Consider the following 21,930-nt stretch of genomic DNA (forward strand, 5'->3'; position numbering starts at 1 on the left):
ATTGACAAAACTTAGCACTCGGTGCTATAATGTGCTAATTTTTAAACAAAATTCAATCCAAAGGACATTTTATGGCAAAGAAAAAATTCAAAACAGAGGTCAATGATTTATTAAATTTAATGATCCACTCGCTGTATTCAAACAAGGAAATTTTCCTTCGTGAGCTCGTATCTAACGCCTCAGACGCGCTTGATAAGCTAAATTATCTATGCCTTACAAACGAGGCTTACAAGGCTTTAAGCTACACGCCACGCATTGAAATTTCGCTCGATAGCAAGAATAAAATTTTAAAAATTTCAGATAATGGTATCGGTATGAACGAGGGCGAGTTAGAGACCAATCTAGGCACGATTGCGAGATCTGGCACAAAGGGATTTATGGCGAATTTGAGCGGAGATGCCGCCAAAGATAGCAACCTAATCGGGCAGTTTGGCGTGGGGTTTTATTCAGCGTTTATGGTCGCAGATAGTATCGATGTCATCTCGCGCAAAGCCCTTGAAGACGAGGCTTTCAAATGGTCATCAAACGCCGAAAACTACACAATCGAGCCTTGCGAAAAAGATAGCTTTGGCACCGATATAATCTTGCATTTAAAAGACGATGAATTCGCGAATTTGGCGCGATTAGAGGGCATTATCAAAAAATACTCGAACCATATCCCATATCCGATTTTTGGGCAAAAAGAGGAATATATCCCTGGCGAGAACGGCGCGCAGGGTCATAGCGAGACCAAGGTCGTGCAGCTAAACTCGGCTAGCGCACTTTGGCAACTGCCAAAATCATCGCTAAAACAGAGCGATTATGACGATTTTTATAAACAAATCAGCCACGATAGCGCAGATCCGCTATTTCATATACATACCAAAGCAGAGGGTGTGCATGAATACACTACGCTATTTTATGTGCCATCAAATGAGCCGTTTGATTTATACCGCGTGGATTATCAAAGTGGCGTTAAACTCTATGTCAAGCGCGTATTTATCACAGATGATGCCAAAGAGCTTTTGCCTGTGTATTTGCGCTTCGTGCGTGGCGTGATAGATGTGGAGGATCTGCCACTAAATGTAAGCCGTGAAATTCTGCAAGAAAACCGCATTTTGGCCCATGTCAAGGAACAAAGCGTAAAGAAAATTTTAGGCGAATTAGCCAAAATGCTAAAAAACGACCGCGAAAAATATGAGAAATTTTACGCGCTTTTTGGCAAAGTGCTAAAAGAGGGCTTGTATGGATTTGGCCCTGATAAGGCTGAGATTAGCCACCTAGCGCTATTTAAGTCAAATTTACGCGAGGGGCTAATCAGCCTAGATGAATACAAGGCGCGTATGAGCGAGCAAAACGCGGAGCAAAAAGAGATTTATTTCATCACTGGCAAAGACGCGAAAATGCTGAAAAACTCGCCACTTTTGGAGGATTTTAACGCTAGGGGCGTGGAGGTTTTGCTCTGTGATGATGAGATCGACGCTGTGGTTATGCCGGGACTTTTCGAGTTTGACGGCACAGCAATCAAGAGCGTAACTAGCGTAAAAAGCGCCGAGCAAAACGAAGAGCAAAGCCCATGGGCGCTGGAAGTGGCAGCGAAATTTAAAGAGTGCTTGGAGGGCCTTGTAAAAGATGTGAAAATCTCCACTCGTCTGACAAACTCGCTTTCTTGCCTTGTCTTTGACGAGAGCGATCCAGACTACGCCACACAGCAAATTTTGCGCCAAATGGGACAGACGAATTTGCCCGAGTTTAAGCCGATTTTGGAAATCAACGCAAAGCATGAGATCATCAAAAAGCTAGAAAATAATAAAACTATGATTGCTAGCGTGGCTCGTTTGGCTTTTGATTTGGCTAAACTCGGCGAGACCCAAAGCGTCGATGATCCGGGCGCTTTTATCGCCAATATCAACGAACTAGTCGCAAAAGCTCTGTAAAATTTGATTTTTGATTGAGCGTGGCGCATGGCTTGGAATTTGATTGTGTTGTAAGCCGTGGCGCGTGGCTTGGGATTTGATTGCGTTTTAATCCGTGGCTCGCGGCTTGGAATTTAGCCGCGCTTTTTCGCTTGGAATTTGATTGTGTTGTAAGCGTGGCTTTTGACTGGGGGAATACTGCACGCGAGGTGGTAAAAATCTCGCGTGCAGTATTCCATTTGCTTGGTGCAGTGTTTGCAAAAAATGATTATTTTAACCAACTGCTTTTAAGTAAATCATTGTATAATTCAAATTTTTATTCTATGTTTAAGGTTTATAAATGAAATTATATCCGTCGACCGAATTTACTCCTTGCGGGTTTTCTAGAACCGAGCTTGGAGGTAAGGAAAGTAGCGAACCTGCTAAAATTTTAAGAGAGCTTTGTCAAAATTCCTACGATGCTTTTGAAAAAGCGTTGGGGGGAGCCTAAAATCCAAAATTAAATTTCATCTACAATACGCCAACAAAGATGAAATTCCTTTTATTGATGATTATGAGGAAGCGGTAAATTTAATTGATGAGAGCGAACTTACAGAACAAGAAAAACCCATATTTGACAAAATAAAAAACGAACTTCAAAAACCAAAAATCCCTATTTTGTATGTTTATGATAATGGCGTTGGCTTTGATGATGAGAAATTAGTCAGTATTTTTTCAAATGGAATAAGCAAAAAATCAAGCATAAATTCAAGTGGCTCGCACGGCAACGGACACTATTCTGCGTTTAATGCTTCTAATTTAAGGTTTTGTTTTTACGCTGGCAAAACAAAAGAACAGACAATATTTTCAATGCATGCGATTTTGCGCACGATTTTTAAAGGTAAAGATAGTGGCGGTGCAGATTTGTATGTGCTTACGGAGCATAGCCCTATAACAAAAGGAAGCACGCATTTTGTAAAAAATGAAAATGTGCCAAATTTTATTCAAACTAAGCTTGATGAGATTGAAAATACAGGCTCTATTGTGGGTATTATTGGATTTAATTTTTTCAACACTTCAAAAGATAATTTGGCAAATGTTATCACAAGTGCCGTTGTGAAGAATTTTTTCGTAGCCATTGAGGATGGGGATTTAGAAGTTGAAATAAGCTTGGAAAACCAAAATTTTATCATAAATAAAAATACCCTAAAAGATAATTTTGCGCTAAGTCTAGATAGTGATGACCCAAAAAATGCCAAAATTTTCTATGATACATATATAAATGGAGTGTATCATGAAATCCCGCTCGGTTCTCAAAGTGTGGTCGTATATACAGCCACTGGCTTTAATGACACCAAAATAGGGCTTTGTAGAAATGGTATGTGGATTACAGATAATAGTATTTCAAAACTAAGAAAAAATGATTTTTTAGACAATTCTCCGTTTTTTGCCCTTATTTTGCCTTCGCCAAATACGAAATTTGCAAAGTTGATTAAATTGGCTGAAACTAACTTCCATAGCAAAATTAATCTGAGCAATCTAAAAGCGTCCGATAAAAGAGAATTGGAGAAATATTTGGAGCAAATAAGGGATTATTTGAGAGAAAATATGCCTAAAAACAATACTGAGAAATTTGACATTTATATCGAAGGATTGGATATTAAAATGCAAGGCGATACGCACAAAGGCTCACAAAATAAGGGAACAAAGACTATTTCTAGTAATCCTAGCACGCTAAATTTAGGTGAATTTGAAGGTGATGACGGAGAAAGTATAAAGAAAATATCTGATTTTGAAAATTTAGTAAAAGCTGAGAATATGAAAAATTTCATCTCAAAACACGGTGGAAATAGGGCAAATGTCAAATTTAGCTCATACAAAAATTTTAAGAATTTATGCGTTGGCATTAGGAAAGATAATGGAACAGATCCGAGTTGCGACAATATCGTTTATGAGCCAAAGATTAAGATAAAATCAGCCAAAAATCGTGGTGTGGATGTGAAAATTTTGCCTAACAAAGAGGCTATTAGTATTGGCAAGGTAGATAAAGATGAGATTTTGCATTTAGATATCGAATTTGATGAAATTTTGCAAGAGTGCATTTTGTATTATGATTTTTATGACGAAAAGGAAAACAATGAGTAATCAATCCTCTTTTTACCCAGTTTTGGGTGCATATTTTGATGAAAATCAATCAAGTGATTATGTAAGTGGGACTTATAAATTTGAGCAAGACAAATCAAAAAATGATAAAAATTTGCATTTTAACCATATTTTAAAAGGTGAAAATTTAATATCTCAGCTTTTTGATAGTGGTGAAATTGATTTTTGTATTACTACGGTTGTAAAATCCACAATGTATCGTCATACTTTTTTAGCTGATAAAGCAAGTGTGCAAAAATCATCAAATATTATTCAAATTTCACAATCAATCAAAGCCTTAGAACAAAATGAAATAAGATACTATTTTGGTTGCGCAATTTATACTGGCGATGATAGACAAATCACGCTAAATTCAGATATTATGGGACTTGATAGCTTTTGGAATAATGTAATTATAAATCTTAAAAAAGGTCAAATTTTAGCTAGAAGTTCTTGGAGTGAGGATCAAAAAAGCATAGGAGATTTTATTAGCGTAGAAAAAGATGAAAATATAAAATATGGATTTAAGGTGGAAATAGACAGCAATGGGTTATTTTTGGTCAAAATGAACGAAAAAGACTTTTTAAATTTACAAAATGAAAAAAACAAGCAAAGCAAGCTTTATATTAGTATTGTCAATAATATACTCAGTGTTGCTTTGTATGAATTGGAAAAATTTAGTCAAAATAACGAACTTGATGATAAGTTTAAACAGCTAATCAGGCAGATTGAAGCAAAAGGATTTGTTTGGGGCGATGAGGGCTTTATGCCAAGCATGATAGCTGCTTCGTTTGTGCCTTTTAAATTTGATGAAAGCGAGAAAGACGATGATTGAGAGTTTTGGTGGATTGAAGTATTTTGCAAAAGGAAAAAAAGAGAATATAAATGTAGCAAAAGCCCATGAATTTTTAAATGCTTTTAAAAGCAAAGAAAAATTTTTGAATTATTTTAAATTTAGTGATTTGGATTTTACTTATAGTGTAGGATTTGACCGAGCTATAAGTGAGGAAGAATTTGCAAACTTAAATTTTAGGTTTGGAAAACAAATTTTTACAAATTTGCAAAGTCAAAATTTCACAGAATTCGACGCTTTAAATGAAAAAATTTGGCTTTATTTAAATGTAGAACTCATTAAAAATGATTTTGTTAAACCAGAATATTTTGCAAATTCTATAAGAAAAAAAATCACTGGCAAGGAAAATTTAAAACTTGCTCTTGATAGCAAAAATCAAGAGATTATAAAAGATGTCGTTAGACAAATTTTGCGAAATTTGTATGGAGCCACCGAACTTAGAGGTAAAAAGGGGATTTATCAAGAAATTTCGCTAGCAATGGCGTGGTGGCGGTATTATATCGCCAATGAAGTAGCAAAAAATACCAAATTAGAAATCGAGGAAATTTATAAATATTTTACTATTAATACCAGCAATTATAAAGAGCTTGTTATGCGTATGAGTGGAAAATTAACGATAATTGCTGATGAAAATATTAGAAACGCTTTGATTACTTTTTTGCTTTCTGCTGAAAAATTTACAGGCAAAAATCTTGAAGCCGTAATCAAAAAAATCGGTATAGAATCAGCGTGGAGATTAATCGGCGGACTTAGCGTCGATGATAATTTAAAAATCATAAAAGAGTTTGTTAAATGAGACATTATTATTACAAAAAATCACACCAAAATTTACCACATATTGTAAAATTTTCAGGTGGCAGATCAAGCGGATATATGCTTTTTAATATGCTTAAAAATGGTATGTTAAAAAAAGAAAGAGGCGATTTTGTTTTATTTAACAATACATCTGCTGAGCACTCTAAAACTTATGAGTTTGTAATGAAATGCAAAAGGGAGTGCGAGGAGACATACGGCATACCATTTTTTTTAATAGAGTTTCAAACTTTTGAGGATTGTAAGGGTGGGATTTATGATAGATTTGGTGCTTATAGATTGGTAAATGATAAGCCGTTTTCAAAGAAAAATCCTTTTGGGTATAAATTTGGCGGAGAGGTTTTTGAGGAACTGATTTCGTGGAAGGCATTCGTGCCAAATCAAATGAGTAGAATTTGCACACAAAATTTAAAAATGGAAACAAGTAAGCAGTTTATAAGGGATTGGTTTTTTGGCGAGAGTAGCATACCTAGACTTGGGCATTTTGATAGTGTAAGCTTGATAGATAAAGACGCGCTTTACGAAAAACATTTAAAAAACAATGGCTCAGTCCCAAGAGAAATTTATCTATCTAAAAAAGAATTTGTGCTAAATCTACCATTGTGGCGAGAGGAACAGGAATATCAAGACTTTACAAGTGTGGATTTAGGGTATCGAAAAGAGATAAAAGGCTCGGAATATCTTACTTTTATCGGTTTTCGAAGCGATGAGCCGCAACGAATAACCAAGATGAAAGATAGAATAGCAAAAAACGATAAAAAAAGTGCCGAGTATAACGATAACATAAATTTAGAGGAATTCCCGTATCTTAGAGACGGCGTTGAGCATGTATATATGCCGATGATTAAATTTTGCACAACCAAGCAAGATGTTAAGGAATTTTGGGAAAAGCAAAATTTTGATTTAGGGCTTGATTATGACGGAAAATACGGAAATTGTGTATATTGCTTTATGAAAGGGACAAAAAAGTTGCTCGAAATCAAAAGTGCTTCAAAACTAAAAACACCAGAAAATATCGATTGGTGGATAAAAATGGAGCAAAAATACCAAAGAGATTTGAAGGCTGAGGGTAGAAAAACTAAAAAAGACGGAGCAAAATTTGTGAATTTTTTCGGTGAAAGTTCAAAATTATCATACGAAAAGATTAAAAATGGTAGCGATGAGGTTGAGGGTGCTATGGAGCTACCGTGCCATTGCTCGGATTGATGAAATTATTAGTATTTTTAAAACCCTAAATTTTAAAATTTACCAAATGCGCTATTGTGAATATTAAATTTAAGGTCAGTATTTTTGCAAATTTACGCTTCGGAATTTTAAGTTCGTAGATTGCTTCGTCGCTTCGCTTCTCGCAATGACAGCATCGCGCGCACTGCTAATGTGCTATTACGAGAATTTCACGCCAAATTCACGCCCTTATCGCAGGCTCTCAGCCTTGTGAGAGTTTCGTCGCGATAAAGTAGTTAAGCTGAGAATACGAAATATTCCCTAGCTCTGGCTTTAATTCTTTTAGTTTGGCACGGATATCTGTGAGCTGGTCGCCGCTAGCTAGCATTTTGCGAATTTCATCTTTGTATGGGCTTAGCAACTCTTCGCTTGTCGGACCTGCGAATTTCGCCTTTATTTCGGCTAGGTATTTTTCGCCAAACTCGCTTTTGATAAAGTTGCTAATCTGCGAATATGTAAGCTCGCTAAGCTCGGGGTATGCCTCTGCTAAATCGCCACCGATCGAGTAGTAGCTATCGCCGTTTTCGAGTTTGGCTTGGATTTCGTCCTTGTATTTGGCGAGCCTGTCCCTAGTCGATGGCGCGGAAAATTGATTTAGCCTTGTCTCTGATATGAAATGACTAACCTGAGAGTAAGCCACCTCCACGCCTCGCTCTTGCAAAATTTTTGTGATTTGAAGCGGGGTTTTTTCCTTTTTGAGTAGCTCTATGATTTTCATAGTGTGGCCGGCTAAAACCTGCTGTTTAGGGGTATAGACCTCGTTAATTTCTGTCCTTGTTAGGCCCAAGAGCGAAGCCATTGTTTGCACGCTATTATGGAGCGATTCCCATTTCTCGCTATCCAAAAGGCTATAATTTTTAGCAATTCCTAAGAGTTTTAGAGCTTTTCTATAACTTTCTCTGCCTCTGATATTTTCTAAAAATTCAGCGTCTTTGACCATTTGCTCGACTTTTATAACATCTACTGCCATAGGTTGCTCCTTGTGAAAATTTGGCGTTATAATATAATATTAATTCTTAAAAGTCAATAAAAATAGCGAATTTGTAAGTTGATTTTAAGAAAATTTGTAAGTTTATAAATTTACTTTTACCAAATTTTAAGGTTGATAATGTGCATTTTGTAAGTAATTTTCTTAAACAATAAATCTGGCGAAATTTACGCTAAATTTCACTCCTGCACGCAGATTTCGCCGTTAATTAGCCCCTTTATAGTGTGGTATCCCACGACTGCTATCAAAACGCACAAAAGCGCAAACATACCAAGCCCGAGCCTTGCAAACCACACTTCCGCGCTTAAAAAATACGCCTTCATAAAGGCAATGCACCCAGCAGCTGTCGGGAAAGTGAAAGCCCACCATGATAGGAAAAATTTAAGCCCAAAAAAGCTTTTTGCCATGAAAAATATCAAAAGCGTGAAAAATAGCACCAAATTTATCAAAATTTTAGCGAGCATATCAAACTCGCCGCCGATGTTGATATAGCCCAGAAACGCCACAGACGGTGGCGCAATCATTATAAAAAGCGTTGGGACGAATTTTTGTGCGAGCTGGTCGTGAAAAATAATGCGGTAAAAAACAATGCTAAAAAGCACAATCCAAAAGAAAATTCCAATGCTAAAAAAATACCACAGATATTCGCCCTTTTCGCTCGCGGCGATGACTACGATGAGATTGCCTACGATCGGGATAAACCACGCTGGATTGGAGTGGGTGATGAGCATGTTTTTTTGTATCCAAAACGAAATGATATAAAGCGTCAAAAACGCATGAAATATCATCGCTACGCCGTAAAATGCGCTATGAAGTGCGCTAATATCGTTAAATGCGATGGCTAGTAAAAGTAGGCTAATCGAAAATGTGGCAAAAAAACTTAGCTTGATTGGGTGGGTAAATTCTGACTGCACAGCGCGTGGAAATTTGATGATTTTTGCCGTGTAAAACGCCGAAATTAGCGCAAACACACCAAGGGCGAAAAATCGCAAAATTTCAAATATAAAATGTGGCGCACCATACGCCTCACTAATGGCGCGATAAGCGATACTAAGCCCGCCAAGCCCCATTGTAACGGCAAAAAACATAATCGGGAAATTTGAGAGTTTGGAGATATTTTCATTTTTTAGATTCATTTTAGCCTCGATGAATTTCAAATTTTTTTAAAAACGGCGCGAATTCTAGCAAAATTTGGTGCCATAAATTCTTACAATTATAAATTAAAACTGAAATTTATAAAATTTTAAGTTTTATTAAGCGCGAAAAAAGTAAAATAATCGATTTTTAACAAATTCGAGGCAGATCAAGGCGGACAAAATGGAAAATTTTATCAAAATCATAACCGACATAAACTCATTTATCTGGGGGCCATACTTTCTCATAGCCCTTCTTTGCGGAACTGGCGTGTATTTTACAATCAGATTAAAATTCGTTCAAATTTTAAAATTTAAGCTTGCCGGAAATAGACTTTTGGGCGATTTTTCGCTCCATGGCAAAAAGGCGGGCAAACACGGTATGAGCTCGTTTCAGGCGATTTCGACTGCGATTGCGGCGCAGGTTGGCACGGGCAATCTAGTCGGAGCCTCGACTGCGCTTATTATGGGCGGACCTGGGGCGATTTTTTGGATGTGGTTGGCTGCGTTTTTTGGTATGGCGACAAATTTCGCCGAAATCTGTCTAGCTCAAATTTATCGCTCAAAGGATAAAAGTGGTCATATCATAGGCGGTCCTGCGTTTTATATTTCGCGCGGTATTGGTGGGAAATTTGGTAAAATTTTAGCCGTGATTTTTGCCGTAGCGATAATCTTAGCGCTTGGTTGTATGGGAAATATGGTGCAAGCAAACGCCATTTCAGACGGATTTAGCAAGGCTTTTAATATCGACAAGGTCTATATCGGCGAAATTTTGGCTGTGGTTTGCGCGATAATCTTTATCGGCGGTGTCAGGGCGATCGCGCGCGTAGCCGAAAAGGTCGTCCCACTTATGGCGATTTTATACATTTTGGTGGGATTTAGCATAATCTGCGCCAATATCTCCGAGCTTCCTGGCGCTATTTCGCTGATTTTCAAATCAGCTTTTGATCCAAGCGCTGCATGGGGCGGTGCGACGGGGGCGAGTATCGCTATGGCTATGAGATACGGCGTGGCGCGCGGACTATTTAGCAACGAAGCTGGTATGGGCTCTACCCCTCACGCTCACGCCGCTGCCAATGTCGCTCACCCAGTCGATCAAGCCATGCTAGGCATTATGAGCGTTTTTATAGATACATTTATCGTGCTAAATATCACGGTTTTTGTGATACTGACCTCGGGCGTGGTGGAGTTTGGGGCTGATGGCAAGGCTGTATTTAGCGGGATTGCACTCGTGCAAGAGGCGTTTTCGTCGAATTTTTTGGGCAGGGAGCTTGGATATAGCTTTGTGGCGATTTGTCTTTTGTTTTTCGCATTTACCACGATTATGGGCTGGTATTATTTCGCTGAGATAAATATTCGCTATCTGCTTGGACCAAAAGGGGTGAAATTTTTACAGCTTTTGGTTATTGGCTTTGTTTTTATGGGCTCACTGCTTAAAATCGACCTTGTTTGGGAGCTAGCCGATCTTTTTAATGGACTTATGGTGATTCCAAACCTGATTGCGATTTTGCTTTTAAGTGGCATTGTAGTGCGCTTACTGCGGGATTTTGACGCAGGTAAGGCATACAACGCGAGCGATTACATTAAAGGCTAAATTTCAGCGTTAAATAATTAAATTTAGGTAAAATCGTAAGTTATTTTACGATTAGGAATTTTTATGTTTTTACATACTTTTCACCAAAAAAGTATTAAAGAAAAATTAGATTATTTAGCAGATTTGGGGCAAATCGACAAGGCTACATACGATAAAATTTTAAAATTTTACGCCCTTGATAGCGAGGGGCAAATTTCAGCCCTAATCAAAATGCAAAGCGCAACCAATAAAGTTTTATGGAGCGTTAAAAAAATAGATTCTTACAGGATCGAACCAGACGGGGCAATGCGCTATAATGGCGAATTTGTCGATGTCAGGCGCGCTGTTTTAAGTAGCGCGGATATGAAGGCAAAAGATTTTTACGAAAACTCACAAAACAAAGTCGCAAGCCAAGAGCAAAGTAGCAATAAATTTTGGAAAAAATTTGTTATTTGGTCGGTGGTGTGGGCTTTTGTTTTAATTTTTCTTGTATATTTAATCTCAAATTAAAGGATAAAAAATGTGTAAAGATTGCGGATGTTCTATCGCAGGACACACTCACAGCCACACGCACTCTGATGGCGTTACGCACACTCACGAGCATAATCACGCTCATGCTCACTCTCACGGGCATGCGCACGAGCACGAGCATGGCGAAATTCACGGCGACCACGCACACCCTGTGCTAAATGATAAAAAAACCGTTGAAGTAATCACAAAAATTCTCTCTGCAAATGACGCCGAAGCGGCGCATATTAGAGAGCATTTTGACGAGGACGGGATTTTGTGCGTAAATTTAATGAGTAGCCCAGGAAGTGGCAAAACAACGCTACTAGAAGCCACTATCAAAAGCGGAAAATTTAAAATCGGCGTAATCGAGGGCGATTTAGAAACCAACCGCGACGCCGATCGTGTATTGCAAGCAGGTGCGCGCGCTCATCAAATCACCACAGGCCAAGCATGTCATTTAGACGCATTTATGGTGCATGAAGGACTTCATCACCTTGATACCACTGGGCTTGATTTGGTTTTCATAGAAAATGTCGGAAATCTCGTCTGCCCTGCAAGCTACGATGTCGGCGCGCACGCAAATGTCGTGCTTCTAAGCGTAACTGAGGGAAGTGACAAGGTCGCAAAATACCCTGTAATGTTTCGCGCAGCGGATTTGGTCGTGGTAACCAAACACTCGCTAATCGAGCATTTTGATTTTAGCGTCGAAGAGGTGGTTAAAGAGGTGCGAAAACTAAACCCAAAAGCAAGTGTTATTGCGCTTGATAGCAAAACAGGCGAGGGTGTGGATAAGTGGCTAAAATTTTTGGAATTTAAAAAGGAATTTAGATAATGTGCCTTTCAATCCCGTCAAAAGTGATTTCAATAGATGAAAATAATTTTGCGACCGTCGAAACGCTCGGCGTTAGGCGTGGAGTGAGCTTGGATCTCATTTCTGAGCCAGTTAGCGTGGGGGATTTCGTGCTTATTCATGTGGGTTTTGCGATGGAAAAAATCGACACAGCCGTCGCCTTAGAGAGCCTGAAAATTTACGAACAAATCGCCGAAGAGATGAATAGTGGCGAAATTTCGGCAGATGAGGGCGATATGGGGCTAGCGAATTTCAAAGGCTAAATTTTGCGTAGAATCGATAGAGCTTTAAGCGTATCCGAAGCTTACGAAATAATCGATAATGCCGAATATGCCGTGTTTTCATGCGTGAGGGATAATGGAGAAATTTTTTCAATCCCGCTTTCAATCGTGCGTGAAAATGACAGCATTTTTATTCACGGTGCGACAAAAGGAAGCAAAGCTGAACTTTTCACTGGCGGACGCGATGTGAGCATAGTTTGCGTCAGTTTCAACGCTGTACCAAATTTAAACGACGCCGAATTTGAAGCGATAAAAGATAATTCAAAAGAGCTTGGAAATAGGGTTTTTACGACCGAATACAAAAGCGTGGTCGCAAAAACAAAAGCCTATGAAATCACAGACAAAAACGCCAAATTAGAGGCTTTGCGAATTCTTAGCGCTAAATATTGCGCGAAATTTATGGACGCTTTCGAGACAGCGGCTTTGGGTGCGTTAAGTCATACTAAAATTTATGAATTTAAAATTTACGAGATGACAGCGAAAGCGAAAATTTTAAAATAAGGCGCGCGGTGGAAGCAGAAGCACTAATCCAAGAAATCTGGCGCAGGTATCGCGCAAAGCCTGAGTATTTGTGGAAAAGTGCGCCGGGCTTTTGCGTTTTTCGCCACGAAAAAAACAAAAAATGGTTTGCCGTGCTGATGAAGGGCGTGAGCGTAAAAACTCTGGGCGTCGAACCCGGCGCGTTTATGAGCGAAAAAACGCTTGATATTTTAAATTTGAAAATCGAGCCGAATTTGGGCGAAATTTTGCGCGACGGCAAGAGTATCATAGAAGCGTATCACATGAACAAAAAGCATTGGATTAGCGTAATTTTGGGCGTTTGCGACGAGGCGACGACATACGATTTAATCGAAGAAAGTTATAAACTTACAAAGAAGTAAAAATGGATTTGATAAAAGATTTTAGAGATAAAAAGCTGATTTTAGGGCTTTCAGAAGCGATTAAAAAAGCTAGTAAAACACCTATAAATATAATGGAAATTTGTGGCGGTCATACGCACAGCATTATGAAATTTGGTCTGCCAAATTTGGTTGGCGAGAATATAAATTTCGTGCATGGTCCGGGCTGTCCTGTGTGCGTAATGCCTAGAACCCGCATTGATGAAGCAATTGCTCTTGCTTCGCTTGACGGTGTGATTTTTTGCACTTTGGCTGATATGCTACGCGTCCCCGGAAGCACCACGAGCCTGCAAAAACTGCGTGCGGACGGAGCCGACATACGCGCACTTTATAGCCCACTCGATGCCATAAAAATCGCCCTAGAAAACCCGGATAAAAATGTCATTTTCTTTGCGATTGGCTTTGAGACGACCACGCCGATGAGTGCGGTTTTGGTTGATAAAGCGATAAAATTGGGGCTAAAAAATCTATTTTTTCACATAAATCATGTAACCGTCCCAGCCCCTGTGGAAGCCATTTTGCAAGACAAGGAAGCCAAAATCGACGCATTTTTAGGACCTAGCCATGTCAGCGTCATCACAGGAAGCAAAATTTACGAAAATATTGCTACAAAATACAAAAAACCAATCGCTGTAAGCGGATTTGAGCCACTTGACATAATGGCTGGCGTGCTAAATTTGGTAACTCAGTTTGAAAATGGCACACATGAAGTCTATAACGAATACGACCGCGTGGTTAAGGCTGACGGCAACAAAACTGCGTTAAATTTGATAGATAAATATTTTGAAATTTGCGATTTTTCGTGGCGAGGGCTTGGCGAAATCCCAAAAAGCGGTATGAAGCTAAAAGCCGAATTCGCCGAATTTGACGCGAGAGTGAAATTCGCTGAAATTTTGCAAAATTTAGAAAGTAAGGGCGAAAATAGGGCGTGTATTTGTGGCGAGATACTGCGTGGCAAGGCAAAACCTTATGATTGCAAGGTTTTTGGCAAGGTCTGCACCCCGCAAAACCCGATAGGCTCGTGCATGGTTAGTAGTGAAGGCGCATGTGCTGCGTATTTCAAATACGCACGAAATTCATAAATTTTGCGTAAAATTTTACAAAATAAGGATAAATTTTGAAAAAAACGATTTTGCTTAGCCACGGTGGCGGTGGCGAAGAGATGAATAAACTCATCAATGATACGATTTTTAGGGCATTTGATAATGAAATTTTGCGTGAGTGCAACGACAGCGCGATTTTGCCAAATTTCGGTGGTGAGTTAGCTTTTACGACTGATTCGTATGTCGTTACGCCGATATTTTTTAGCGGTGGCGACATCGGTAAAATCGCAGTTTGTGGCACGATAAACGACCTTTGTATGGTTGGAGCTAAACCGCTTTTTATCAGTGTTGGTTTCATCATCGAAGAAGGGCTAGAATTTGCCGAATTTGAGCGAATTTTAGCTTCCATTGCCGAAACCGCCAAGCAGTGTGGCGTAAAAATCGTCTGTGGCGACACCAAGGTCGTCCCGCACGGCAAATGCGACAAGATTTTCATAAACACAAGCGGAATAGGGCAAATTCTAGCACCAAATATCAAAGCAAAAAATATCAAAATCGGCGATAAAATCTTGCTTAGCGGAGATGTCGGCAGACACGGGGCTGTGATACTAGCAGCCAGAGATGAGCTTTCGCTTGAAAGTGAGCTTAAAAGCGACTGCAAACCGCTAAATGGCGTAGTAGGGGAGCTACTAGCAAGTGGCGTGAAAATAAGAGCCATGAGAGATGCCACGCGTGGGGGTTTGAGTGCTGTGCTGAACGAATTTGCCGAGATTTCGGGCAATGAAATTTTGGTTTTTGAAGAAAAAATCGCAGTTTGCGATGAAGTCGTGGGCGTGTGCGAGTTGCTAGGTTTCGAGCCTTACGAACTAGCAAACGAAGGCACTTTTGTCGCAGTCGTTGCTAACGGCGATGAAGCAAAAGCTTTGGAAGTGTTGCGTAAATTTGATAAAAATGCCGAAATCATCGGCGAAGTAACAGGCACGGCAAAATCACAAAATAGGGTGATAATCCAAAATGCGTATGGCTCAGGGCGATTTTTGGAGCTTCCAAAGGGTGAGCTTTTGCCTAGAATTTGCTGAAATTTAAAATTCAGTATCAAGCGATACTGACCGAACAGCAAAAACAAAAGGATAAATTTGGAAAACGAAAATTTAGAAAATAAACCAAATGTCAAAAAATCAAATTTGCGAAATTATGATGAAAATCCGTTGATAATAGTCGATAACACAGAAAAAGTTATTAGAAATTCAATTATTTTGATAATTTGCTTAATTTGTTTAGCTGTAATAAAAGATTTTTTATTTGACGGAAGAATCAATTCAATGCAAATGGCAATGTGCTTTACTTTTGTAATTTTATTTCGTAAAGCAGAAGCTAAACTTTATAAAAATGCAGTGATTTATTTTTATAACGACAAAATTATCAAGGTAGTTGATGATAAAATTTTTGCCGAATTTGAACCAAAATCTATTTTAAAAATCACAAAAACAATCTCTTATTCACTGCCTATTTTTTATCCAACACCAAATGATTTTGCGACAAAATCAGCAGTTGTTGTATTCTTTATAATTTTACCTATTTTAGGGCTTTTTGTGGCTCCGTTACAAACAATAATAATTGCAATTTCAGTATTTTTTATATTGATATTACCCCAGATAATATTTCATTTTGGAAAAAATGTTGAAATTTTACACGATATGATTTTTATTCAAAGCAAAAATGGACTATTTTTTAATTTTTTACTTAGCAGTCAAGATGATTACAACGAGCTAAAAAGTTATTTTAAAATCAAAGCCAATAAAAATTTAGATAATGCAGAAAAGAAAATTTCTGTATGGTTTGATATTTCAGAACAAGACTTAAAAATACAAAAACAATTTATTGATAGGAAATAATATGCACGAAATGTCGATAGTGCAGAGTTTAGTGGAGCTTTGCGAGAAAAATTTAAAATTCAGTATCAAGCGATACTGACCGAACAGCAAAAACAAAAGGATAAATTTGGAAAATAAACAACCACTTTTTGTTATTAACAATAATTTTCAAGTTATAACTAGAAATTTTGGGCTTTTGCTATTTGTGGATTGTGTTTTAGTGTATATTTTTTTATTTTTAAATCCACTGTGGCAAACTAGTAGTGGGAGCGAAATATTGGTTGGTTATTTTCATAATCCAAAATTTTTATTTTTATTTTTCTTTGTAATTTTTGAACATTTCAAAGCGATAATTTATCTCATAAAAAAATTGAAAAAGCCAGAAAAAATATACTTTTACAATGATAAAATTTATGATGATAAAAAGGATATTTATATAAATCTTACTGATATAAAAAGCGTTGAAAAATCAATACGCCCAGTTATTGGAAAAAATTTAAATTTACCAATGTTTATCAAAATTTTTCCGATATTGGTAGCAGTATTTTTAGCGATAATTTCTGAATTTGTAGTTTTTTGGATTAAAATCATATTTGCACTAAATAAAAATAATAAACTATGTTTATATTCTAATTTAGTAATAATATCAAATAAAAATGTGGTTATAAATTGCTATTTATTGAGAAAAAATGACTTTTTTAAAATTGAAAATTTTTTAAAAGAAAAATTAAATTTAGAAATTTCAAATATTAGAAAAACGAACAAATTTTATCTTGTAGGAAAATAAAATGAAAAATAAAAAAATAAAAGAAATAATATATGGATACTCTATCCCGTTTGTATTTGTGATAAATATAATTTGTCCGTTTATTTTGCCAAAAGATGCTGGAAGTGGTGAAACTGGGCTTAAATTTGTAAATTTTATGAAACAATTTTTTTCAAATATAGAATATTATCAAAGTCTTAGCACAATGCCGAATTTCACAGCATTTTTTACTAGTGTATCGTGGGTAATCACAATATTTTGTATGTTTGGCATATTAATGCGAACCGATTATGCTAATAAAATTTTTGAAAATTTTCGATTTTTTTCAAAAAGTATTTTGTTACTTATTGGTATTTTTATGCTTGGTAAAGGTATGTCAGAAGTGACCTATACTGGCAAAATGATTTCTGTGTTTTATAAAAACAAAGAAATATTAATAAATTCTGTCTTTCAACACACATTTATTGGATTTTTACAATCGTCATTTTATTTTGGCGTATTTTGTCTTGTAAATGCGATTAGTTGTGTATTTTATGGTTTTAAAAATTTAAAAAAAGGAATAATATGCACGAAATGTCGATAGTGCAGAGCTTAGTGGAGCTTTGCGAGAAAAATTTAAACGCAAATGGTGGCGGAGAAATCAAAGAAATCGTAGTCAAAGTAGGCAGGCTTAGTGGCGTGGAAGCGCATTATTTGCAGAGTTGCTACGATGTGTTTAGGCAGGGCACGGTCTGCGAAAATGCCGAGCTGAAAATCCATATCCAAGATGTCGTTATAGAGTGCGAAAAGTGCGGATACAACGGCGTTTTAGAGCAAAACAACTTCATCTGCCCAAAATGCGAAAGTAGAAATTTAAAAGTAACCGACGGCGAAGATTTGTATCTAATGCAACTTGTGATTGAGTAGGTGTATTATGGATTTAAACGAATTTGAGAATTGCAAAATTTATATTGATGGCAAATATGGTGATTTTTGGATTATCGAAAAGATGATGCGTTTTATTTTAAGAAGCTTTGAATTTTGAGCGAAGTTAAATTCTGCGCCGAATTTAGAAAATTCACGCAAATTTAAAATTTGTCAAATTTCGGCACAGTATTCCAAACCATGTCAAAACCTAAACCCACGCTAAAAATCCCATTACTCTTCGCTCTCATCATCGCTAGTATTATGTATAAACCCACTAAAATCCAGCTTCTCAGCCATTTTTAAAATTTCTTTAAATTCCAAAAATCTGCCGTTATAATCATAGCAAACATTAATCGCACGCCCTTTTAGCGGCGGGGTTTTGTCATGCACATGGCCGTATAAATGCACCGAGCCATAATGCGCGCCGTTCCACTCCAAAATCGGGTAGTGAAATAGCACGAGCCCCTTTTTCACGCCGGGGGCTTTGAAATATTTATAATCGCAAATTTCGTCGAAATAGCCCTGCAAATCGGCATTTGCGATGATTTGTTTGTCGTGATTGCCCAAAATCAGCCTATGAGAGCCGTTTAGCCGCTCTAAAATACGCGCTGTTTTGGCGCTGTCTTTGTGAAATGAGAGATCGCCTAGATTATATACGATGTCATCATCGCTCACAGTGTCGTTCCACAGGGCGATTAGATACTCGTCCATTTGGGCCACGCTCTTAAAATTTCGGTATTTTGGGCTGTATTTCATAATGTTTTCGTGTCCGAAATGCAAATCGCTGATAAAATAAATTTTACTCATTTTAAACCCTTAAATTCGGTGAAATTTTAAATTTTGTGTGGAAGTGAAATTTTAAAATTTAAGCGCGTATTGTAGCGTAAAATTTGAAAAATAGGCAAATTTTAGGCGATTTCTCGCCTAAAATTTACGGAATTTAGGCTAAATTTTTAGCTTTTAGCACCTCGACTACTTGCTCGGCGATCGCTAACTCTTCGTTTGTAGGGATAATTAGAGTTTTGATTTTTGCCTCGCTCGTGCTTAAATCGCGGTTGATTTTCCTGCGGATATTGTTTTCAGCCTTGTCGATTGCGATACCAAAATGCGCTAGCTTTTTGCAAACTCTCTCGCGCAAGATATTTGCGTTTTCTCCGATACCGCCGGTAAAGACGATAGCGTCGATTTTGCCAAGCACTGCGTAGTATGCGCCTACGAGTTTGACGATTTGATAGACTAGCATATCATAGGCGAGTTTTGCCTTTTCGTCGCCTGCTTCCATCATTTCTTCGACTTTGCGCAAATCGCTAGTGCCACAAACGCCCAAAAGTCCGCTTTTTTTGTTCATTATCGCGTCCATTTCTTGTGCGCCATGACCTGCCACACGCTCCATATACGCGATAATCGCAGGATCTATCGAACCACACCTAGTGCCCATCATAAGGCCTTCGAGTGGAGTCATACCCATTGAAGTATCGACGCATTTGCCATTTTTGATAGCGGTGATACTAGAACCATTTCCAAGGTGAAGCGTAATGCAGTTAAATTTATCATAATCCACGCCTAAAAATTCAGCCGCTGTGCGTGATACATACCAGTGAGAAGTGCCGTGTGCGCCGTATCTGCGGACTTTGTTTTTCTCGTAGAATTCATACGGAAGCGCATACATATATGCTTCTTTCGGCATGCTTTGGTGAAATGTAGTGTCAAAAACAGCCACATTTGGGGTTTTTGACGCGCTCATACATGATTTGATTCCAGCAACTGCTGCTGGGTTATGAAGTGGAGCAAGCGGGCAAAGTTCTTCGATTTTGGCTAGCACATCGTTATCGACAAATGCTGCTTTGTCGAAATAATCAGCGCCTTGGACGATTCTGTGTCCGATACCCTCGATATCGTTGATGTCTTTTAGCGTGCCACTTTCTTTTAGCAAGCGATACATTATCTCAATGCCCTCTTCGTGAGATTTAATCGGCTCTTTGACCTCTTTTTCAAATTCGCCTGCCTCAATTTTGGCTTTTGAATGCTCTGAGCCAATCTCTTCGATGACGCCACTTGCAAGGCAAGTTTTATTATCCATATCTTGGAATTTAAATTTGATTGAACTGCTACCTGAGTTTATGACTAAAATTTCCATTAATTTACTCCTGCTTGAATTGCGCTAATAAGCACTGTATTTACGATATCTTCGACCTTGCAACCCCTGCTTAAATCATTAACTGGTTTTTTAAGACCTTGCAAGATTGGGCCGATTGCCACTGCGCCAGATGTGCGTTGGACTGCTTTGTAGCCGATATTTCCTGCATTTAAATCTGGGAAAACAAAGACATTTGCCTTGCCAGCTACCGCTGAGCCTGGGGCCTTTTTGCTTGCGGTTGTAGAATCGAACGCTGCGTCGAATTGCAATGGTCCATCGACTGCCAAATCAGGGGCTAGTTCGCCAACTAGTTTGGTGGCTTCTTCTACGATTTCTACGCTTGGGCCTGAGCCACTTCCTTTGGTAGAGTAGCTTAGCATGGCTACGCGAGGTTCTAGTCCAAATGCGCGCGCAGTATTTGCCGAGCTAATCGCGATACTTGCAAGGGCGTTTGCGTCTGGGTTTGGCACGACGGCGCAGTCTGCGAAAATCACAATTTGGCTATCTAGGCACATGATAAATGAGCCACTAACCGTGCTAACGCCTGGCATTGTTTTGATTGTTTGTAGTGCTGGGCGGATAGTCTCGGCTGTGGTCGTGCTAGCGCCACTGACCATAGCGTCGGCTTTGCCGCTATACACTAACATTGTGCCGAAAAATGTGCGGTCTTTGACTAGTTTTTGCGCTTTTTCTAGCTCCATGCCTTTGGCTTTGCGAAGCTCGTAAAGGGTGTTTGCAAACTCATCAGAGAATTCGTTGTTTGCTGGGTTTATGATTTTGACGCCGTCTAAATTCAGCCCTAAATTTCCAGCTTTTTCTTTGATTTGCGCTTCATCGCCAAGCAAGACTAAATTTACCGCGCCACTTTTTAGCAAAATTTCGCTAGCACGCAAAATCCTCTCGTCATCGGCCTCTGGTAAGACGACTGATTTTTTGTTTGACGCTGCTTTGGCATAAAGAGTGCTCTCAAATCTCACTGGGGTTAGAATTTCGCATTTTGCGCCTTTTAGCGCCTCGCCTAGGCAATCAGCGCAGACATCTTTTGTGGTGAAGCGTAAAATTTGTGCGCCACATTTTTTGGCGAAATTCTCGGCGATTTTCGCCTTGCTCTCGCTCGTATATAGTCCCACCACAGGCAGAGCCAAATCCTTGCTAAGGCCGAAATTTAGCACCTCATCGAAGCCTTTTGCGCCATAGACGATTACGCATTTTGCGTTTTTTGAGACTGCGTCAAAATTGGCTATTGCCATTTTTGAGATTTGTGCAATCTCGCCTTTTTCTAAAAGCGATATGATTTCGCTCTCGCTCGCCACATCTGGGACGATATTTAGCGCCACAGCGCCGTCAAATTTGGCTGTGACATCGCGCACATCGTCGCCTAAAACAAAAAATGCGTTCATAAGCAATCCTTATAAAAAAATTAAAAAAACACTTGCATTTTATCATATTAAAGTTGGGTTTTGTTTTAAATTTGGCAAATTTGGGCGAAATAAAATTTCATTTTGTTTTTTATTTAAGGACAAATTTATGCAATTTTATAGGGTCAAGTAAGGCAAATTTGATTTTTTCTTACTATTTTTAACAAAACTTTATACAAATTTTCTTTACTAATTTTTGTATTGTATCTAAATTCACTTTCTTTAAGATAAAGATAGAAAAAATCCTTTTTTATACCCTTGAATCTTAGTTAATATATGCTTTGTATAAGCTGTGAAACTCTCAATTTCATTGATTTGGTTTTTACTATTTGCAAATTCATTTTTGCAGTGTTTAATCCTAATTTAGAGATTTTATTTATCTCTAAATCTTAGCAAAAATACTTCAAAATTTCTCTAAATTTAGTTTCCAACATTTTTGAATTTTTCATATATTTGCTGTTTTATTGTTGTCATAGTAACCAAAAGCTCTTTTTATTATGCTTTTGCTTTACTTGACCCAAGAAATTTATATCTTGGTATTTTTTTATAAATAACGATATCAAAAACAGTATCAAAAAATACTTTAATTGATAAAGTGTATCCTTAATTTTGTCATTTAAGACAAAATTTTGTAAAAAAAAGAATA

Annotated in this window: 23 protein-coding genes and 1 pseudogene; 18 read left to right on the forward strand and 6 right to left on the reverse strand. The window is 38.0% G+C overall.

Going from position 1 to position 21,930, the window contains the following annotated elements; genetic code table 11:
- Positions 1-71 precede the first annotated feature (71 nt).
- The 6 genes from htpG to OFO12_RS03145 all read left to right on the forward strand — a co-directional run bounded on the left by htpG (position 72) and on the right by OFO12_RS03145 (position 6,888).
- Positions 72-1,916, forward strand: coding sequence for a molecular chaperone HtpG (gene htpG / locus OFO12_RS03120; RefSeq protein ID WP_270869423.1), 1,845 nt, complete (start codon positions 72-74; stop codon positions 1,914-1,916).
- A 319-nt stretch (positions 1,917-2,235) separates the two neighbouring features.
- Positions 2,236-2,385 (forward strand): hypothetical protein, encoded by a 150-nt coding sequence (locus OFO12_RS03125; RefSeq protein WP_270869424.1) that lies wholly within the window; start codon positions 2,236-2,238, stop codon positions 2,383-2,385.
- A 167-nt stretch (positions 2,386-2,552) separates the two neighbouring features.
- The gene (locus tag OFO12_RS03130; protein WP_270869425.1) at positions 2,553-4,019 is read left to right on the forward strand and encodes a hypothetical protein; all 1,467 of its coding nucleotides are present in this window, start codon (positions 2,553-2,555) and stop codon (positions 4,017-4,019) included.
- Positions 4,012-4,851: a hypothetical protein gene (locus OFO12_RS03135; protein ID WP_270869426.1), complete on the forward strand. Its 840-nt coding sequence runs from the start codon at positions 4,012-4,014 to the stop codon at positions 4,849-4,851. The genes OFO12_RS03130 and OFO12_RS03135 overlap by 8 nt, the downstream gene beginning before the upstream one ends.
- The gene (locus OFO12_RS03140) at positions 4,826-5,665 is read left to right on the forward strand and encodes a hypothetical protein (RefSeq protein ID WP_270869427.1); all 840 of its coding nucleotides are present in this window, start codon (positions 4,826-4,828) and stop codon (positions 5,663-5,665) included. Before OFO12_RS03135 ends, OFO12_RS03140 begins: the two co-directional genes overlap by 26 nt.
- Complete coding sequence (locus OFO12_RS03145; protein ID WP_270869428.1) at positions 5,662-6,888, forward strand: hypothetical protein; 1,227 nt, start codon at positions 5,662-5,664, stop codon at positions 6,886-6,888. Before OFO12_RS03140 ends, OFO12_RS03145 begins: the two co-directional genes overlap by 4 nt.
- A gap of 220 nt (positions 6,889-7,108) precedes the next feature.
- Here OFO12_RS03145 and OFO12_RS03150 read toward each other — a convergent pair whose 3' ends face one another.
- Together OFO12_RS03150 and OFO12_RS03155 are read right to left on the reverse strand one after the other, a co-directional pair.
- Complete coding sequence (locus tag OFO12_RS03150; protein ID WP_270869429.1) at positions 7,109-7,876, reverse strand: hypothetical protein; 768 nt, start codon at positions 7,874-7,876, stop codon at positions 7,109-7,111.
- Between the two features lie 197 nt (positions 7,877-8,073).
- A complete protein-coding gene (locus OFO12_RS03155; RefSeq protein WP_270869430.1) occupies positions 8,074-9,030 on the reverse strand; it encodes an SLAC1 anion channel family protein in 957 nt (318 codons plus the stop codon).
- A gap of 181 nt (positions 9,031-9,211) precedes the next feature.
- On the opposite strand from OFO12_RS03155, the gene OFO12_RS03160 reads away from it, so the two are divergent.
- From OFO12_RS03160 to hypA, 12 genes are all read left to right on the forward strand, one after another.
- Positions 9,212-10,621, forward strand: a complete 1,410-nt coding sequence (locus tag OFO12_RS03160; RefSeq protein ID WP_270869431.1) for an alanine/glycine:cation symporter family protein — start codon at positions 9,212-9,214, stop codon at positions 10,619-10,621.
- A 63-nt stretch (positions 10,622-10,684) separates the two neighbouring features.
- On the forward strand, positions 10,685-11,110 hold the full coding sequence (locus OFO12_RS03165) for a hypothetical protein (RefSeq protein WP_270869432.1): 426 nt from the start codon (positions 10,685-10,687) through the stop codon (positions 11,108-11,110).
- A 10-nt stretch (positions 11,111-11,120) separates the two neighbouring features.
- Positions 11,121-11,942, forward strand: coding sequence for a hydrogenase nickel incorporation protein HypB (hypB, locus tag OFO12_RS03170; RefSeq protein ID WP_270869433.1), 822 nt, complete (start codon positions 11,121-11,123; stop codon positions 11,940-11,942).
- Complete coding sequence (locus tag OFO12_RS03175) at positions 11,942-12,223, forward strand: HypC/HybG/HupF family hydrogenase formation chaperone (RefSeq protein WP_270869434.1); 282 nt, start codon at positions 11,942-11,944, stop codon at positions 12,221-12,223. Before hypB ends, OFO12_RS03175 begins: the two co-directional genes overlap by 1 nt.
- A 3-nt stretch (positions 12,224-12,226) precedes the next feature.
- A complete protein-coding gene (locus OFO12_RS03180) occupies positions 12,227-12,742 on the forward strand; it encodes a pyridoxamine 5'-phosphate oxidase family protein (protein ID WP_270869435.1) in 516 nt (171 codons plus the stop codon).
- Between the two features lie 8 nt (positions 12,743-12,750).
- On the forward strand, positions 12,751-13,122 hold the full coding sequence (locus tag OFO12_RS03185; RefSeq protein WP_270869436.1) for an MmcQ/YjbR family DNA-binding protein: 372 nt from the start codon (positions 12,751-12,753) through the stop codon (positions 13,120-13,122).
- A gap of 2 nt (positions 13,123-13,124) precedes the next feature.
- Positions 13,125-14,222 (forward strand): hydrogenase formation protein HypD, encoded by a 1,098-nt coding sequence (hypD, locus tag OFO12_RS03190; protein ID WP_270869437.1) that lies wholly within the window; start codon positions 13,125-13,127, stop codon positions 14,220-14,222.
- A gap of 35 nt (positions 14,223-14,257) precedes the next feature.
- On the forward strand, positions 14,258-15,262 hold the full coding sequence (gene hypE / locus OFO12_RS03195) for a hydrogenase expression/formation protein HypE (protein WP_270869438.1): 1,005 nt from the start codon (positions 14,258-14,260) through the stop codon (positions 15,260-15,262).
- Between the two features lie 57 nt (positions 15,263-15,319).
- Complete coding sequence (locus tag OFO12_RS03200; protein ID WP_270869439.1) at positions 15,320-16,078, forward strand: hypothetical protein; 759 nt, start codon at positions 15,320-15,322, stop codon at positions 16,076-16,078.
- A 106-nt stretch (positions 16,079-16,184) separates the two neighbouring features.
- Positions 16,185-16,844, forward strand: a complete 660-nt coding sequence (locus tag OFO12_RS03205) for a hypothetical protein (RefSeq protein ID WP_270869440.1) — start codon at positions 16,185-16,187, stop codon at positions 16,842-16,844.
- Position 16,845: 1 nt separating this feature from the next.
- On the forward strand, positions 16,846-17,406 hold the full coding sequence (locus tag OFO12_RS03210; RefSeq protein WP_270869441.1) for a hypothetical protein: 561 nt from the start codon (positions 16,846-16,848) through the stop codon (positions 17,404-17,406).
- Positions 17,388-17,729 carry a hydrogenase maturation nickel metallochaperone HypA gene (gene hypA, locus OFO12_RS03215; RefSeq protein WP_270869442.1) on the forward strand — a complete coding sequence of 114 codons (342 nt, stop codon included), beginning with the start codon at positions 17,388-17,390 and terminating at the stop codon, positions 17,727-17,729. Before OFO12_RS03210 ends, hypA begins: the two co-directional genes overlap by 19 nt.
- A gap of 231 nt (positions 17,730-17,960) precedes the next feature.
- On the opposite strand, the gene OFO12_RS03220 is transcribed toward hypA, so the two are convergent.
- The 4 genes and pseudogenes from OFO12_RS03220 to OFO12_RS03235 all read right to left on the reverse strand — a co-directional run.
- Positions 17,961-18,536, reverse strand: a complete 576-nt coding sequence (locus tag OFO12_RS03220; RefSeq protein ID WP_270869443.1) for a metallophosphoesterase — start codon at positions 18,534-18,536, stop codon at positions 17,961-17,963.
- 133 nt (positions 18,537-18,669) lie between these two features.
- Positions 18,670-19,866 carry an acetate kinase gene (locus tag OFO12_RS03225; protein ID WP_270869444.1) on the reverse strand — a complete coding sequence of 399 codons (1,197 nt, stop codon included), beginning with the start codon at positions 19,864-19,866 and terminating at the stop codon, positions 18,670-18,672.
- The gene (pta, locus tag OFO12_RS03230; RefSeq protein WP_270869445.1) at positions 19,866-21,266 is read right to left on the reverse strand and encodes a phosphate acetyltransferase; all 1,401 of its coding nucleotides are present in this window, start codon (positions 21,264-21,266) and stop codon (positions 19,866-19,868) included. The genes OFO12_RS03225 and pta overlap by 1 nt, the downstream gene beginning before the upstream one ends.
- A gap of 143 nt (positions 21,267-21,409) precedes the next feature.
- Positions 21,410-21,644: pseudogene (locus tag OFO12_RS03235) on the reverse strand (IS1595 family transposase); the annotation flags it as partial.
- Positions 21,645-21,930 lie beyond the last annotated feature (286 nt).

Source organism: Campylobacter sp. JMF_04 NA10 (genome assembly GCF_027737655.1).
Lineage (GTDB): Bacteria > Campylobacterota > Campylobacteria > Campylobacterales > Campylobacteraceae > Campylobacter_B.